The 15,775-nt window shown below is 73.1% G+C and carries 8 protein-coding genes; 2 read left to right on the top strand and 6 right to left on the bottom strand.

The genetic code is table 11. The annotated features are described in order from the left end of the window. Nucleotides 1–86 precede the first annotated feature (86 nt). Entirely contained in the window at nt 87–3,557 is a 3,471-nt protein-coding gene (locus ACF09C_RS07650) for a DUF4132 domain-containing protein (RefSeq protein ID WP_392089827.1), read from the top strand. On the opposite strand, the gene ACF09C_RS07645 is transcribed toward ACF09C_RS07650, so the two are convergent. From ACF09C_RS07645 to ACF09C_RS07620, 6 genes are all read right to left on the bottom strand, one after another. Further along, nucleotides 3,547–4,119, bottom strand: coding sequence for an antibiotic biosynthesis monooxygenase (locus tag ACF09C_RS07645; protein WP_392089825.1), 573 nt, complete (start codon nt 4,117–4,119; stop codon nt 3,547–3,549). The genes ACF09C_RS07650 and ACF09C_RS07645 overlap by 11 nt on opposite strands. Before the next feature lie 175 nt (nt 4,120–4,294). Further along, on the bottom strand, nt 4,295–6,115 hold the full coding sequence (locus ACF09C_RS07640) for an ABC transporter ATP-binding protein (protein WP_392089823.1): 1,821 nt from the start codon (nt 6,113–6,115) through the stop codon (nt 4,295–4,297). Between the two features lie 94 nt (nt 6,116–6,209). Continuing rightward, complete coding sequence (locus ACF09C_RS07635) at nt 6,210–8,828, bottom strand: glycoside hydrolase family 3 C-terminal domain-containing protein (RefSeq protein WP_392089821.1); 2,619 nt, start codon at nt 8,826–8,828, stop codon at nt 6,210–6,212. Nucleotides 8,829–8,866: 38 nt separating this feature from the next. Further along, nucleotides 8,867–9,952, bottom strand: a complete 1,086-nt coding sequence (locus tag ACF09C_RS07630; RefSeq protein ID WP_392089819.1) for a DUF1996 domain-containing protein — start codon at nt 9,950–9,952, stop codon at nt 8,867–8,869. Between the two features lie 36 nt (nt 9,953–9,988). After that, a complete protein-coding gene (locus ACF09C_RS07625; RefSeq protein ID WP_392089817.1) occupies nt 9,989–12,142 on the bottom strand; it encodes a discoidin domain-containing protein in 2,154 nt (717 codons plus the stop codon). A 92-nt stretch (nt 12,143–12,234) separates the two neighbouring features. Continuing rightward, nucleotides 12,235–14,439, bottom strand: coding sequence for a discoidin domain-containing protein (locus ACF09C_RS07620; protein WP_392089815.1), 2,205 nt, complete (start codon nt 14,437–14,439; stop codon nt 12,235–12,237). Nucleotides 14,440–14,614: 175 nt separating this feature from the next. Between ACF09C_RS07620 and ACF09C_RS07615 the strand changes: the two genes are divergently transcribed. Continuing rightward, the gene (locus ACF09C_RS07615) at nt 14,615–15,634 is read left to right on the top strand and encodes a LacI family DNA-binding transcriptional regulator (protein WP_392089813.1); all 1,020 of its coding nucleotides are present in this window, start codon (nt 14,615–14,617) and stop codon (nt 15,632–15,634) included. Nucleotides 15,635–15,775: the final 141 nt, after the last annotated feature.

Below are 15,775 nucleotides of genomic sequence, written 5' to 3'. Positions count from 1 at the left end.
CGGCCGAAACCGTCGACCGACCCCGTTGTCAGAGGCGCTCGTTAGGGTGCGGAGCAACTGATCGCCAAGGGACAGGGGGAGGGCCAGTGGGGCGCTCGGAGGACGTCGTGGACAGCGCGGGCAGTGCGGAGCACGTGGCTCCGGGGGTCCCGGAGGCCGCCCCGCTCGACGAGGACACCTTCGTCCTGCCCTCCGCCTGGAAGCGGAGTCTGCACCCGCGCCGCGGCGGGGTCCCGCGCACCGTGCCCGCGGGCGCCGCCGACGCGCCGGAGAGGCTCCGCGGGTGGCTCGCGCGGGAGGCAGACGCGATCGAGCGCGCGCTCGAATCCGAGGGGAGCGACCGCGCGCTCGTCGAGGCCGCCCGGGCGCACCGGGACGGCAGGCCCGACGCCGTCGGTGCCGCGGCGCTCGCGCGGATGCTCAACCTCCAGCAAGGGGGCTACGGGACGGTCGCGGACGCCTGGGCCGCGGAGTTCGGGCTGCCGTTCGCCGCCTGCGCGGCGGTCGAACTGGGCGAGACGCGGAACATGTGGCTGAAGGAGGACCGGCGGAGCGTCCTCGTCGGTGTCGAGGTGAACCCCGAGGATTCGAGCGGCTGGGGGCACCGCGTCACCCTGGTGGCCCTTGAGCGGGTCAGGGCCTTGCTGGCGGGGGCGGACGAGGCCGTCTACCGGGCCACGGTCGAGGCGCTCGCCGGGCACCGGCACGGTGTCCGCAGAGCGGTCAGGGTGTCGTTCCTCGTCCCCTCGGAGAGCGCGTGGGTGGAGGAGTGCTGCGCCCGGCTCAACCACCCCGTCCACGCCGACTCCCTCGTACGCACGATGCTGCTGTGCTCGCTCGGAACCGCCGAACAGGTCGCTCTCTTCGGGGACCGCTGCGACCTCGGTTGGCGCGGCTGGAACGCGGCGGTCGTCTCGACGCTCGGTGAGGGCGTGGGCGCGGCCATGGCACCTCTGCTCGCCGGTGAGCTGAACGGTCCGCACATCGACGCGGAAGGCGTCAAGGCCATGGCCGCCGCACTCGGCGAACTGCCTTCGGACGAGGCCTTCCGCCATCTGCTCGCCCGTGTCGACGACAAGCACGTGCGGGGCACCGTGGTCACCGCCGCGCGCCGCTACCCGGTGCGTGCTCTGCGCCTGCTGGCGGAGGCCGCCGGCGCGGACGATACAGGCGCGGGCGGTACGGGCGCGGGCGGTACGGGCACCTCGGCGGTCACGGTCCGCAGGCTCCTCACGGCCCATGTCGCGGCCCATCGTGAGACCGCCCTCGCCCTGCTGCCCGGTCTCCCCGAGGAGGCAGCGGAGCTCGTCGGGCCGCTGGCGCGCCAGGACGGACGCGTCGAGGACGTCGCCCTCGCCTCCCTGCCCGAGGTGCTGACGTCCCCGCCCTGGACCCGGCCCCGCAAGGTCGCCAAGCCCCGCGTGGTGACCGGGCTCGTCGCCCCGGCGGAGCCGCGCATCGCGTGGGAACCGGGCGAGCAGCAGCGGTGGGCGGTCGCCGAGTCCTGGGTCACCGGCTGGCAGCCGTACCGGCCCATGGAGGAGCTGATCGAGCAGGCGCGCTCGGGCCTGCTGAGCTCCTGGCACGACGTGGCGGTGTTCACGCACGGCCCCGTCGAGGCGGTCCGGCCGCTGATCGCCGACTGGAGCGGCGGCGACGGCATCCACGACGGCCCGAACACCTACAAGCCGTTCGTCGCCCGCCACGAACTCCTCGCGCTTCCCACGGTCATGCGCGTCGCCACGAACCATCCGACCTCGATGGCGCCGCTCCTCATGCCCTTCGTCGGTCCCGACGTGGCCCGGCTGATGGCCGACTGGCTGGAGCGGCTCAAGGTGGCCGGCAGGACGGCCGCGGCCTGGTTCGCCCGGCACGGCGCCGACGCGGCGCGGCTGCTCGTCCCCGACGCCCTGGGCAGGCCCGGCGCGGCACGGACCGCCGCCGAGCGGGCGCTGGCGCTGATCGTGTCGGCGCACGGTGCCGAGGTCGTACGGAAGGCGGCGGCGGAGTACGGCCGGGAGGCGTCCGAGGCGATCGAACTCCTCCTCGGCTCCGACCCCCTGACGGCCGGGCTGCCCGCCCGGATGCCCGAGCCGGGTGCCTGGGCCGATCCGCTCGCGCTTCCGCAGCTCCTGACCTCCGGCGGCGGCGCGCTCCCGCCCTCGGCCGTCGGCCATGTCCTCACCATGCTCGCGCTCTCCGCACCGGGCGCCGTGTACCCGGGCCTGGGCGTCGTAGGGGACCTCTGCGCCAAGGACTCCCTCGCGGCGTTCGCCTGGGCGCTGTTCGAGGAGTGGCGGCTCGCGGGGATGCCCTCGAAGGACGCCTGGGCGCTCCGCGCGCTCGGCTGGTTCGGCGACGACGACACGGTCCGCGCGCTGGCCCCGATCGTCCGCGCCTGGCCGGGCGAGGGCGCGCACCAGCGGGCAGTCGACGGGCTCGACGTGCTGGCCGCGATCGGTACGGACGTGGCTCTGCTGCAGCTGCACGGCATCGCCCAGCGGGTGAGGTTCAAGGCGCTGAAGCTGCGCGCCCAGGAGAAGATCGCCTCGGTCGCCGCCGATCTCGGCCTGACCGGTGAGGAGCTGGCCGACCGGCTGGTGCCGGACCTCGGCCTGGACGCCGACGGCGGCACGGTCGTGGACTACGGCGACCGCAGCTTCACGGTCGGCTTCGACGAGCAGCTGAAGCCGTTCGTGCGCGACGGGGCCGGACAGCGCCTGAAGGATCTGCCGAAGCCCGGTGCACGGGACGACGCGGAGCTCGCCCCGGCCGAGCGCAAGCGGTTCGCCGCCCTGAAGAAGGACGCCCGGACGATCGTCTCGAACCAGGTTCGGCGCCTGGAGCAGGCGATGGTGACCCGGCGCTCCTGGACGGGAGGCGAGTTCCGCCGGCTGTTCGTGGAGCATCCGATGATGGGGCTCCTGGTGCGGCGTCTGGTGTGGCTGGCCGAGGAGCGGGGCACGGTCACCGCGTTCCGGGTGGCCGAGGACCGTACGTACGCGGACGTCGGCAACCGGACGGTGACCGTCGCCGACGACGCGACCGTCACGCTCCCCCACCCCCTGCACCTGGACGGTGCCGCGCTCGGCACCTGGTCGGGGCTGTTCGCGGCAAACGAGATCGTGCAGCCCTTCCCTCAGCTCGCACGGCCGGTCCTCGCCGTGACCGGCGAGGAGGCCGCCGGTGCGCGCCTGACCAGGTTCGAGGGGGTGACCGTGCCGGTCGGCAGGCTGCTGGGTCTGCAGAAGCGCGGATGGGAGCGGGGCGAGCCGCAGGACGCGGGCGTGGAGCGGTGGTTCTCCCGGCGGCTCGGGCCGGAACGCCATCTGGTCGTCGCCCTGGAGCCGGGCATCGCGGTGGGCCATGTCGAGATGTTCGCGGACCAGACACTGGAGACGGTCTGGCTCGACAAGCGGCCGGGCGACCACTGGGGATCCCGCGCATACCCCCTGGCCTTCGCCGACCTGGACCCGGTGACCGTCTCCGAACTCCTCGCCGACCTCACGGAGCTGACGGCCGCGGAGACCGGCGCCCGGACACGACCTAGCGGCTGAGCCACCCCCTCAGGAGTCTGCTCACGGCCGGCATCGACACGTACGTCATCAGGATGTTGAAGACACCGGCGACGACGGCGCTGCTCAGCACGTACGGCAGCGAGGTCAGCCGGGGCACCAGGAAGTAGCCGCCGAGGAGGGAGATCGGGTAGATCGCCAGCGTGGCGCTGATCGCCATCTTCCATCGCGGCGGCGCGGGCCGGGTCGAGCCCGGCTTGGCGAACCAGGTCTCCATGCCGGTCAGGACCCGCCGGGCGATCTCGATGTGGTGGTGGCCCTCGCAGTCGGCGAACCAGGCCGCCCGCTCCGGCGACTCCTGCCAGGTCCGGCAGGCCTCGTCGTCTCTGAACCGGTGGACGAGGAACCAGGGCGCGTCGCCTCCGGACGAGCGGAAGAGCCCGTACCCGAGGTGGCCGGGGAAGGCGGCCGCGGTCTCCAGGATGCCCTTGGCCCAGCGCTCGAAGGCCGCTTCGTAGCCGGGCTCCACCCGGCGGGCTATCAGCAGGGTCACCTCGCCGGCGTCGGCGGGGACGGTGGTGTGCTCAAGACTCACCGCGGTCACTCGTACTCCTCGTGATCACACCGCGCCCGCCGCCACTGTACGCGCTGCCGGGTCGAGGAACGCAGGTGAGGGGGGTGCCCGGCCGGCCCGTCGAGGAGGTGCGCTCCTCGACGAGCCGGTACGCGGCCGTACGCGGCCCACTCCTCGGCCCGCCCCCGTCGGCCGGCGCTCGGGCTCACCCCACCTCCGCCCCCGCGGGAGAGTCGTCGAGGAAGCCGCCCGACTGGTGCTGCCAGAGCTTCGCGTAGGCGCCGCCCGTGGCGAGCAGTTCCTGGTGCGTGCCCTGTTCGATGATCCTCCCCCGGTCGAGGACGACGAGGCGGTCCATGCCGGCGACCGTGCTGAGCCGGTGGGCCACCACGAGCGCGGTCCGCCCCTCCATGAGGCGCCAGAGCGCGTCCTGGACGAGGATCTCGCTCTCGGAGTCGAGGGCGCTGGTCGCCTCGTCGAGCAGCAGGATCGGCGCGTCCCGCAGGATCGCCCGGGCCAGGGCGACCCGCTGGCGCTGGCCGCCCGAGAGCTTCACCCCGCGCTCGCCCACCATCGTGTCGAAGCCGTCGGGCAGCGCGTCGGCGAACTCCGTGACGTGGGCGGCCTCGGCCGCGCGGCGGATCTCCGCCTCCGTGGCGTCCGGCCGGGCGAAGGCGATGTTGTCCCGGAGCGAGCGGTGGAACATCGCCGGGTCCTGCGGGACGTAGGAGATCTGGTCGCGCAGGTCCTTCTGCCGCAGCCGGCTGATGTCCTGGCCGCCGATCAGGATCCGCCCGTCGTCGATGTCCGTCATCCGCAGGAGCAGGCGGGTGAGCGAGGTCTTGCCCCCGCCGGACCGGCCGACGAGGCCGAATTTCGCCCCGCCGGGCACGTCCAGGTCGAGCCCCTTGAACAGCGGCTCCGCGCCCGCGTGGGAGAACGTCACCCGCTCGAACCGCACATCGGCCGACCCGGCCACGAGCGGCTCGGGGACCGGCGGGTCGAGCACGGTGGGCGGGTCCATGAGCAGCTCGGTGAACTGCGCCGCCTCCGTCATGGAGCTCTCCAGGCGGCGGTAGATCTGGTTGAACTCGAACATGATGCGGGTGGCGTTGGCGTAGTACGTGAAGGCGACGATGACCGCCTCCACCCCGAGCTCTCCCCCGCCGAGCGAGAGCGCGAGCAGCAGTCCCAGGACGTTGGTCAGCACGGACATCGGCGCGACGAGCGTGTCGATGCGCAGGTTGCCGTAGTCCCAGGAGCGCAGTGTGAGACGGCGCGACTCCGCGACGCGCGAGCGGTGTTCGGCGGCCTCGCGCTCCTCGGCGGCGAAGGCCCGGACGGTGTCCATGTTCATCAGGCTGTCGGCGACGTGCCCGGAGACCCGGGCGATGGCCTGCTCCCGCTGGGCGACGAGCGCCTGCCGACGGCGGATCAGGGGTGCCACGCCCACCGCCGTGACCAGGATCATCGTCAGCAGCCCGACGACGAGCAGCGGGTCGTACTGCCAGAGCACCACCGACGCGAACGCCAGCGGCACGAGGCTGCCCATGACGGAGAACGTCAGCGTGTCGACGAACTCCTCGAAGCGGGAGGCGAAGCTGAGGACCCGCTTGGTGAGCGACCCGGCGAAGTTGTCGTGGAAGAACGAGGAGTCCTTGGCGAAGAGTTCACCCATTCCGACGACGTACAGGTGCTCGATGCCGCGGGCGTCGAGACGGTTCAGACAGTGCAGCCCGACGCGCCACAGCGCCTCGGAGAACAGCAGCACGCCGGCGAAGGCGAGGACGTACGGGAGCATCGGGCCGATCGCAAAGGCGGCGGCGCCGTCCCCGGCGATCCGGCCGACGAGCTTGGCGACGATCAGCGGCGCCACGTAGTTGATGCCGACGTTGCCCAGCGCGGGCAGCAGCATCGCGGGCAGGGTCAGCCGGCGGAGCCGGGCCAGTTCGCGCCCGTAGTGGCGGAGTGCGAGGAGGACGGAACCCCTGCTTGGGGCTCCTTCGGACGATTGATGTGATTCCATCACGAGCCTGTACTTTTGGACCATCGTGTGAGCCACAAAAGTGTTCCGTGCCGAACCCCGCGCGGTCCAAGCGTTTTTCGGCGCGGGGACGGGTTCAGGCCTCGGTTCCGACCATGGTGACCGTCCGGACGCGGATGTCCCCGGCCGAGCGGCCCACGAGGATCTCGTAGCCGCCGGGTTCCGTACGCCAGGCGGTGTCCTCGGGCGACCAGTGGCGGAAGGCGCGCGCCGGGATCCGTAGCGTGGCGGTCACCCGCGCGCCGGGGGGCGCGTGGACGGTGGCGTGGGTCGCGAACCAGCGGTATGGGCGGTCGAGGGCCGAGTCCGGGCGGGCCAGATAGAGCTGGACGACCTCGCGGCCCGGCCGCCGGCCGGTGTTGCGGAGGTGGACGCGGACGGTGACGTCGGCGCCCGCGCGGACCTCGCCGGGGGCGTCGACGGCGTCGTACTCCCAGGTGGTGTAGCCGAGTCCGTGCCCGAACCAGTAGGCGGGCACGCGGCCCGCGCGCAGCCAGGCGCGGTGGCCGATGTGCAGTCCCTCCGGGTAGGCGAGCCGGCCGTCGGCCGGCCGGGTGATGGTGACCGGCGCGTCCGCGAGGGAGGCGGCCCAGGTGGTGGGGAGCCGTCCACCCGGTTCGGCGGCGCCGAACAGGACGTCGGCGAGGCCGGTGCCGGCCTCCTGACCGGGGAACCAGGCGAGCAGGAGCGCCCCGATCTCGTCGCGCCAGGGGAGTTCGACCGGGCTGCCGCTGTTGAGGACCACGGCCGTCCGGGGGTTGGCCGCCGCCACCGCGCGGACGAGGGCGTTCTGCGGGGTCGCGAGCCGGAGGTCGGTGCGGTCGTACCCTTCCGTCTCGTCGTGCTCCGTCGTACCGACCACCACGATCGCGGCGTCGCAGGCGCGGGCGGCCGCCACGGCGGCGGCGAGGGCCGCCCGGGCCTCGGGTTCCGGTGGGGCGGCCGAGACGGTCGTGGCGCGGCCCGAGCCGGGCACCAACTCCCGCCGGGCCACCAGGTGGACGGTCCGCCCGGCCCCGAGAACCGTTCGGGCCGTCCGTCGCGGCGGGTTGACGTGGACCACGGCCGGGTCGTCGACGTCCTGCGGGTAGCGGCCGTCGAGGAGCGGGCGGCCGTCGACCGTGAGGGACATCCGGCCGAAGCCGCCGACGGCGAAGGTCCACTCCCCCGGGGTCTGGGGAGTCAGCAGCGCGCTGATCTCCACGGTGTGGGAGCCGGGGACGAGTTCGGGTTCGAGGACGCGGCCCGTGAGCCGGTGTTCGGCGGCGAGTTCCCGGCCGTCGGCGTCCAGGAGGCGCAGCAGCACACCGGGGTGTCCGGTGGCGGGGTCGCGGCACCGGTCGACACCGAGCGGGGGTGGCGGGGCGGGCGCGGCAGGACCGGGGACGTGGCGGACCTCCGCTCTCCCCCGCAGCCGGGCGCGGATGCCGTCGAGCGGCGTGACGACGGTGTCCGGGAAGACCCCGGCGCTGCCGCCGCCCTGCAGCCGGGGGTGGGCCGCGTGCGTGCCGATCACGGCGACGGACGACAGGCGCTCCGCGTCCAGCGGGAGCAGGTCGCGGTTGTGCAGCAGGACGGACCCGGCCGCGACGGCCCGGCGCAGCAGGACGCGGGCGGTCGGACCGGCGATCGGATCGCCGGATGCGGCGGCGGCAGGACCGGGTGCCGGTCCCGGCGTCGGACGGGTGGTGGAACCGGCCGACGGGCCCGTGGTCGGACCGGCCGACGGACAGGCCGTGTTCGGACCGACCGACGGACCGGCCGTGGGACAGGCCGCCGGACCCGCGGTCGTGGCAGTGGGGCGGGCCGCGGCCGCGGGCGGGCTCCCACGCCCGGGCCGGCCCAGTGCCCCGACCCGCCCGGCCAGCCGGAGCAGCCGACGTACCTTGTCGTCGACGGCCGACTCGGGGACCCGGCCGTCCTCGACGGCCCGCAGCAGGCCCTCCGCCCAGGGGCCGCCCGGCCCCGGCATGGCGAGGTCGAGGGCCGCGCGGGCGGGGGCTTCGACGGATCGGACGGCGCCCCAGTCGGAGAGGACCAGGCCGTCGAAGGCCCAGTCCGTCTTGAGCGGGTCGGTGAGGAGCGGACTCGCCGCCATGGTGGTGCCGTTGACCCCGTTGTAGCCGGCCATGACCGCCCACACGCCCGCCGCGACGGCCGCCTCGAACGGGGCGAGGTACACCTCGCGCAGCGCGCGCTCGGCGACGCGTACGTCCACGGTGAGCCGGTCGGTCTCGGAGTCGTTGGCGACGTAGTGCTTGGCCGTGGCGGCCACACCGTGGGCCTGGATGCCCCGGACGAGGGCGGCGCCCGTACGGCCCGCCAGTTCGGGGTCCTCGGAGAAGCACTCGAAGTGACGGCCCCCGAGCGGGGTTCGGTGCAGGTTGAGGGTGGGGGCGAGGACGACGTCGACGCCCTTGCGGAGCGCCTCGCGGGCGAGGAGGCCGCCGAGTTCCTCGGTCAGCTCCTCGTCCCACAGGGCGCCGATGGCCGAAGCGGAGGGCAGCAGCGCGGAGGGGCTCCGCTCGTCCCAGGCCTCGCCGCGGACCCCGGCGGGCCCGTCGGAAGTGACGACGGGACGCAGTCCGACCGCCGGTTCGGCGGCGGTGCGCCAGGTCGTGGCACCGGTCAGGAGGCGGACCTTCTGCGCGGTGCTCAGCTTCCCGACCAGCCGGTCGAGTTCTTCGTCGTCCATCCCCCACCCTCGTGTTTCCCGTGGTGTGTGCCGCCCGGTCAGGGCAGGCGGTAGTCGGCGTTCAGGACCGCGCCGCGGCCGGGGTTGTTCTGGTCGTACCCGCGCGGGTCGCACTGGAGGCCGCCCACGATGCAGTGGTCGACCATCGCCTTGAGGGTGCGTTCCTCCCACGCGTTGAAGAAGTCGTAGTGGAAGGAGTAGCCCCGGCCGCTGGCCAGACGGACCTGGCTCATGTCGCCGTTGACCGGCCAGGCCATCTTGAACTCGACCATCGGCAGGGCGACCGGGTGGGAGTCCGGGCACATGTCGTCGTTGGTCCCGGGCTTCACGACCGGGTAGGCCATGTGGCTCTGGTGATCGGGTGTGTCCAGGTACAGGCCGTTCCAGCAGCTGGGCGCCTGCATCCGGAGGTTGAGCTGCACGTCGGGGCGGCTGGGGCAACTCGCCGGGATGTCGGTGTTGAAGAAGCTGTCACCGCATTCCCAGCCCTCGACGAAGCCCTTGTGGCCGAGGAACTCCTGGGCGCTCTGCAGCGGGTTGCCGACGACGAACCGCAGCCCCTTGGGGAAGGGCCGGACACTGCGGTAGTCGGTGACGCCCGCCTTGTAGTAGATGACCTGCGGTCCCACGGGCAGGATCTTCTGCTCGCCGTTGTAGAGCGAGGGCATCCAGTACGCGGAGGCGTCCGCGGGCGCCTTGCAGGTGGTGGTCCCTCCGTTGAGCGAACCGGTGGTGCTGGAGGCGTCGGTGGAGGTGTTCCCCATGAAGGTGTGGTCGTGGGAGGCTCCGGGCCGGCCGGGGTAGACGATCGGGTCGTCCGGCGCGGTGTGCGTGACGGAGCAGTTGGCCTGGAACTCGTGGAAGTAGGCCTGAGGCGGAGTGGCCGTGGACGGCGTCACTCCGGTGACGGGCGGGACGGCGGGGATGTATCCGTCGCCGTCGGGGTCGTCCGCGGTGGGCAGCGCGGCCTGCGCCTTCATGTGCCCGGCGTGCGCGCGGGCCGCGGCGGAAGGTGCCGGGCCGCCGTTGTCGGAGGCGGCGGCGAAGGTGCCGGCGCCCAGGGCGGTGGCCGCGAGGGCCACGGTGAGTAAGACGGCGGACAGGGATCTCGATCGTGTTCTCATGGGCTTCTCCTGGGTGGGAGGGAGGGGGAGGGTGCGTCAGCCGTAGACGCCGAACTCGTGGAGCGAGTAGCCCCAGCCGGTGCCCCGGGCGGTCAGCTGGAGCCGGACGTGCCGCGCGGTCGTCGCCGCGTCGACGGTGTCCACGTCGCCGTCGCCCGTGGTCGTGGTGTGGACGGTGCGCCACGTGGTGCCGTCGTCGGAGACCCGGACCTCGTAGGCCCGGGCGAAGGCGGGGTCCCAGACGAGCTGGAGCTGCCGGACGGAGCGGACGGACCCGAGGTCCACCTGGATCCACTGCGGGTCGCTCCAGTCGCTCGCCCAGCGTGTGGTGCCGTTGCCGTCGGTGGCGTGCTGCGGCGGGCAGGGGCAGTCGCCGTAGGAGGGCTGGAAGGAGGAGGCGGTGGTGGGCCGGTTCAGGGCCAGGTTGGTCCCGGCGACGGGCGGGGCCACGACCTTGACCGACCTGGTCTCGATACCGGCGTTGCCGCGGCCGTCCTCGGCCTGGACGTACACCTTCCACACGCCGAGCTTCTGCGGGGCGGTGACGACGAAGGTGCCGTTGCCGGTGGCGCGCCACTGGGCCTCGACGAGCCGTTTGTCGCCGTTGGCGTAGTTCCCGCTGAGGAAGACCTTGTACGTCAGCGGGTCGCCGTCGGGGTCGCGGATGTCGGCGCGGACGGTGAACTCACCGCCGGCCGGGGCGCTCCCGGCCGGGGTGACGGTCATGCCGCTCACCACCGGCGGGGTGTTGTCGCCCGCGGTGCTGCCGCTGTACGCCTTCTTCACCGCGTAGTACGAGAGCCGCTTCAGGCCGTCGGGCAGCAGGTTGAACCAGACGCCGCCGAAGTCGTGCTCGATGCCGTAGTGGAAGAGGGTGGCGCCGAGGGCGACGCCCTGGTGGCCGGCGACGCAGTTCCAGGCCTGGGTGTAGCCGGCGGCCTTCTGGACGTCGGTGGGCTCGTCGGGCACGCCGTTGGCGTCGTCGGGCACCTCCCACTCCCCCGCCGGGCCGGTCTCGGTGATGATGTACGGCTTGGTGTAGCCGCCCTCCTCCCAGTCCTGGCGGACCCCGCAGATGTCGCCGTAGGAGTTCATCGAGTACAGGTCGAGATCGGGGGCGTTGCGCTGGTAGTAGGGCCAGGCTCCGGTCCAGGCGTCGGTGGAGGTGACCGGGTGGTCCGGGTCGATCTCGTGGATCTTCCTCGCGACGTCGTTGACGAAGCTCGTGTACGCGTTGCGCTGGGCTTCCAGTTCCGTCCCGGCGTAGCAGTTCTGCAGGCCGAGGACGGACTCGTTGCCGACGTTCCACATGAGCGTGGCCGGGTGGGTCCTGTAGGCCTCCACCCACCGGGCGAACTCGGCGAGCATGCTGCTCTTGTACGCCGTGTCGGTGACGTAGTTCACGCAGCCGCCCGAGCCTGGGCCGCCGCCGGGCTGGAGCCAGAAGCCGTTGACGACCTTGACGCCGTGCGCGGCCGCGGTGTCGAGGAGGGGCTTGGTGGAGCCGTCGGTGCCCCAGGTACGGATGGTGTTGACGCCCATGGACCGCACGTCCGGCATGTACCGGGCGGCGTCGGCGACGGCGGGCCCCCAGGTCAGGCCCTTGACGGTGTAGGGCTCTCCGCCGACGGTGAGCCGCCAGTGCCCCTGGGTGCCGGTGACGCGGACCGCTCCGCCGGCGGGCGGCTGGGTGCCGCCGTCCTCGCCGTACACCTGGAACTCCCAGAGCGAGTAGCCGTATCCGGTCGCGCGCTGGGTGCCGAGCATCCGGACGTACCGTCCGGTCCCGGAGAGGGCGACCTCGTCGGTGCCGCCGTCCGAGCCGGTGACGGCCTTGAGCGTGCGCCAGTCTGTGCCGTTGTCGGAGGCCTGGATCTCGTACTCCTTGCCGTGCGCCGCCTCCCAGGTGAGGACGGCACGGCTGAGGGTGGCACTGCGGCCGAGGTCGACCTGGAGCCACTGGGGATCGCTGCGGTCGCTGGCCCAGCGGGTGCCGGTGAGGTCGCCGTCGACGGCGGCGGACGCGGGGAATGCGGCGCCTTCGGTGCTGGAGGCGGTGGCGGTCCTCCCCTGGGAGAGCAGGGTCTCGGCCGCGCCGGCGGTGGGGGCGGCGGCGAGGGTGAGGGCCGAGGCGAGCAGGGCGGCGAGGGTGAGGGGGGTGACGAGCGAGGTGGGGCCGGTGCGGGGCATGGCGGCTCCTGCGGGTGGTGTGGGGTGGGGGTTGCCTGAGGGGCCGGTGCCCGCTGTGGCGGAGGCGGCGGGCGGACACCGGCCCCCGCAGGTCAGGGGAAGGAGACGACGGTCGAGGGGATGGTGTCGGTGCCCGACGTGGGCGCTCCGATGTCGTTGATGACGTGGTCGAAGTGGCCGTTGCCGCCGAGGGAGACGGTGAGCAGGCTGTGGAACTTCACCCCGGGCTTGACCGGGGCCTTGAAGCCGTGCGCCTGGCGGATGGTCGGGTCGACGTTGTAGTAGCAGTAGCTGCCGAGGCCCCAGCCCTCGTGGGTGTTCACCGAGTCGTCGACGCGGTAGGCGGCGTAGCCCTTGGTGGCGCCGTTCTGGACGGCGGCCTGGTTGGGGGCGTCGTACGCCTTCTCGTTCTGGAAGAAGATCGTCCTGCCCCGCTCGCCGTACCACTCCACGTCGTACTTGTTGAAGTGCTCGACGAAGAGTCCGGTGGCCAGCACGTCGTCGCCGTTGACGCGGACGCCGTAGTCGGCCCGGTTCGTCTCCCAGCCGACGCCCTCGCCGTGGTCGGCGCGCCAGACCCAGGTGTGGTCGATGATCGTGTCGTCGCTGTTGACGACCATGCTGGTGGTGGCCTTGCCGGCGCCGGCGCCGCCGATCCGGATGTACACGTCCTGCACGGTGGTGGGGTTGGCCGCGTGGTCGGCGGAGGCGTTCTGCGGGCCGACCTCCAGGAGCGTCGGGGAGTTGACGGGTCCGGCGTCGATGAGGAAGCCGGCCAGCCGGACGCCGTCGACGTCGGCGACCCTCATCGCGGTCACGCCGTTGTCCGGGATGATCGTGGCGAGTCCGAGGCCGAGGACGATGGTGTCGGCACGGTTGATCTCGATCGTGCGGTCGACGTGGTAGACGCCCGGGGTGAAGAGCAGGTGCAGGCCCTGCGCGACGGCCGCGTTGATCGTGGCGGCACTGGCGCCCGGCTTGACGACGTAGAACTGGCTCAGCGGGATCGACGTGCCCTGCGGGGCGCCGCCCGCCCAGGTGGTGCCGCGCGCGTTGGTCCGCTTGGCGGGCGCGAAGACCTTGAACTCCCCGCCCTCCCAGAACAGGAAGGGCTTCTCACGGGAGATCGGGGTGGTGTCGAGGGTGGTGTAGCGGGGCTCGGGGAAGCCGGTGGCCGGGGCGCCCTCGACGCCGGAGAAGACCTGGTTCCAGACGGAGTTGGACCAGCCGCCGATGGCGCTGTCGCGGGTGTACCACTGCTGTTGCGAGTAGTTGCCGATCTGGCCGTCGATCCTGCTGTCGGCGATGTAGCCGCCGCTGGCCCAGCCGTAGCCGTCGGGCGAGAGGTTGAGGCCGCCCCTGACGTGCATGCGGCGGAAGGAGGCGGCCTGCGAGACCGCCCACCGGTTGGTGCCGTTGACCGGGGTGAGGGCCAGGTTCTCTGCGGAGCGCCAGAAGTTCTGGGTGGCGTTGCCGTTGAACCAGCCCGCGTCGACGGTCACGTCGCCGTTGATCGAGGTGTCGTCGGGGCGCAGTCCGAGCCCGGCGATCTGGGTGTAGAAGCCGATCTGGGCGTTGAGCCCGCTGTACGTGCCGGGCTTGAAGAGGAAGGCGTGTCGGCCGGCCCCGAACTGGGCCGACTCCTGCTGCCGGAAGACCTCGTCCAGCTTGGCCTGGATGCCGGGCGTGGTCGGGTCGAAGACGTGCACGTTCGGTCCGAGGTCGCCGCCGCCCGGGATGACCGGGCCTCCGTCGGTGCCGTACACCTGGAACTCCCAGAGCGAGTAGCCGTATCCGGTCGCGCGGGTGACGCCCTGCAGGCGGACGTAGCGCGCGGTGCCGGAGACGGGGACGTTCTCCGTGCCGCCCGCGCCCGTGGTCGTGGAGTGGGCGGTCGTCCAGTCGGTGCCGTTCGTGGAGAACTCGATGCGGTACGCCGAGGCGTAGGCCGCCTCCCAGCGCAGTTCGACCCGGGAGAGCGCGGTGGGCGCGCCGAGGTCGACCTGCAGCCACTGGTTGTCGGAGAAGGCGCTGGACCAGCGGGTGCCGAGGTCGCCGTCGACGGCCGCCGCGGCGGCGGTGCCGGCCTGCTCGACGCTGGAGGCGGTGACGGGCTTGCCCTGCGAGACCGGCAGGGGCGCGGCCTGTGCGCCGGTGGCCGGGGTCAGCGCGAGCAGGGTGCCGGCCAGGGCGGCGGCCACGGCGGCGGCGATACCGCGGCGGGCCGGTGCGGGTCCGCGGCCGGGTCCACGTCGTCCGCGTGAGGTGAGGGGTGGGTGTTGCCCAAGGGGAGACATGCGGGGCTCCTAGAGGGAACGGAAAGCGGGAGAGCGCTCTCCGACACCCTGCACGGACCGGAAACTGACGGTCAATAAGTCTGACCGCACTTTTCTTTCGACTTGCCTTAAGCCTGAGCCCCTCGGTACACCGGGCACCGGAATGCGGAGAGAAAGCGCGCGTTAGGGTGCGGTGGTGGGCAGAAGGGGACCGACGCTGGAAGACGTCGCACGAGAGGCCGGGGTCTCGCGCGCGACCGTGTCACGGGTGGTGAACAGGGTCCGCAACGTCGACCCGGGCATCCAGGAGGCCGTCCGGCGCGCGATCGACCGGACCGGCTACTCCCCCAACCTGGCGGCGAGGTCGCTGGTGACACGGCGCACCGAGGCGGTCGCGCTGGTCCTGTCGGGGGCGGGCGAGACGTTCACGGCCCGCGTCTTCTCCGACCCCTTCTTCGGACGGGTGGTGGAGGGAGCGCTGGGCTTCCTGCGCGCCCGCGCCATCCATCCGGTGCTGCTGCTCGCGGAGTCCGGGGCGGCCAGGGAGCAGGTCGTCGCGTATCTGCGGCAGGGCAGCGCGGACGGCGCCCTGGTGGTGTCGGTCAAGGCCGACGACCCGCTGGCCGGGATGCTGGCCGGGGCGGGGGTCCCGGCGGTGCACTTCGCGCGCCCCACCGGGCCGGGGAGGACGAGCCATGTCGACCTCGACAACGCCGAGGGCGGCCGACTGGCGGGCGCGCACCTGCTCGCGCGCGGGCGCGGGCGGATCGCGACGATCTGCGGTCCGCCCGCGCTGCCGGCGGCGCGCGAGCGGCTGCGCGGCTTCCGCGAGGCCCTGCGGGAGGCCGGGATCACCGACGTGCCGACCGCCGAGGGGTGTTTCACCGTCGGGAGTGGGGCCGCCGCGACGGCCCGCCTCCTTGCCGAACACCCGGACCTGGACGGGGTGTTCGCCGCGAACGACCTGATGGCCCGGGGCGCCTGCCAGTACCTGCGCGAGCGGGGCCGGTCGGTGCCGGGGGACGTCTCCGTCGTCGGCTTCGACGATTCGAGCGCGGCGGTGGCCTGCCCGCCGACCCTGACGACCGTACGGCAGCCGGTGGAACGGATGGCCGCGGCCATGGCGCAGCTGCTGACCGAGCACCTCCAGGGCACGCGGACGGAACCGGCGTCGCTGGTGTTCGAGCCGGAGTTGGTGGTACGGGAGTCGTCCTGAGCGGCCCCGGAGTCGGACGGCGGGGTGGGGGGGCCCCCCCCCCCCCCCCCCCCCCCCCCCCCCCCCCCACCCCCCCCCCCCCCCCACCCCCCCCCCCCCCACAAAACACACCCCAACCCCCCCCCACCCCCCCCAACAAAA

Origin of the sequence: Streptomyces sp. NPDC014870 (genome assembly GCF_043081505.1) — a bacterium.
In the GTDB taxonomy this organism is placed as follows: domain Bacteria; phylum Actinomycetota; class Actinomycetes; order Streptomycetales; family Streptomycetaceae; genus Streptomyces.
The sequence above is the reverse complement of the archived record's forward strand: the minus strand, read 5'-3'. Positions and strand labels throughout refer to the sequence as shown.

Bases quoted from the DNA above. Each gene is read 5' to 3' on its own strand.
- ACF09C_RS07635 (WP_392089821.1), bottom strand. From the start codon at position 8,828: ATGGACGACGAAGAACTCGACCGGCTGGTCGGGAAGCTGAGCACCGCG.
- ACF09C_RS07630 (WP_392089819.1), bottom strand. From the start codon at position 9,952: ATGAGAACACGATCGAGATCCCTGTCCGCCGTCTTACTCACCGTGGCC.
- ACF09C_RS07640 (WP_392089823.1), bottom strand. From the start codon at position 6,115: ATGGAATCACATCAATCGTCCGAAGGAGCCCCAAGCAGGGGTTCCGTC.
- ACF09C_RS07625 (WP_392089817.1), bottom strand. From the start codon at position 12,142: ATGCCCCGCACCGGCCCCACCTCGCTCGTCACCCCCCTCACCCTCGCC.
- ACF09C_RS07620 (WP_392089815.1), bottom strand. From the start codon at position 14,439: ATGTCTCCCCTTGGGCAACACCCACCCCTCACCTCACGCGGACGACGT.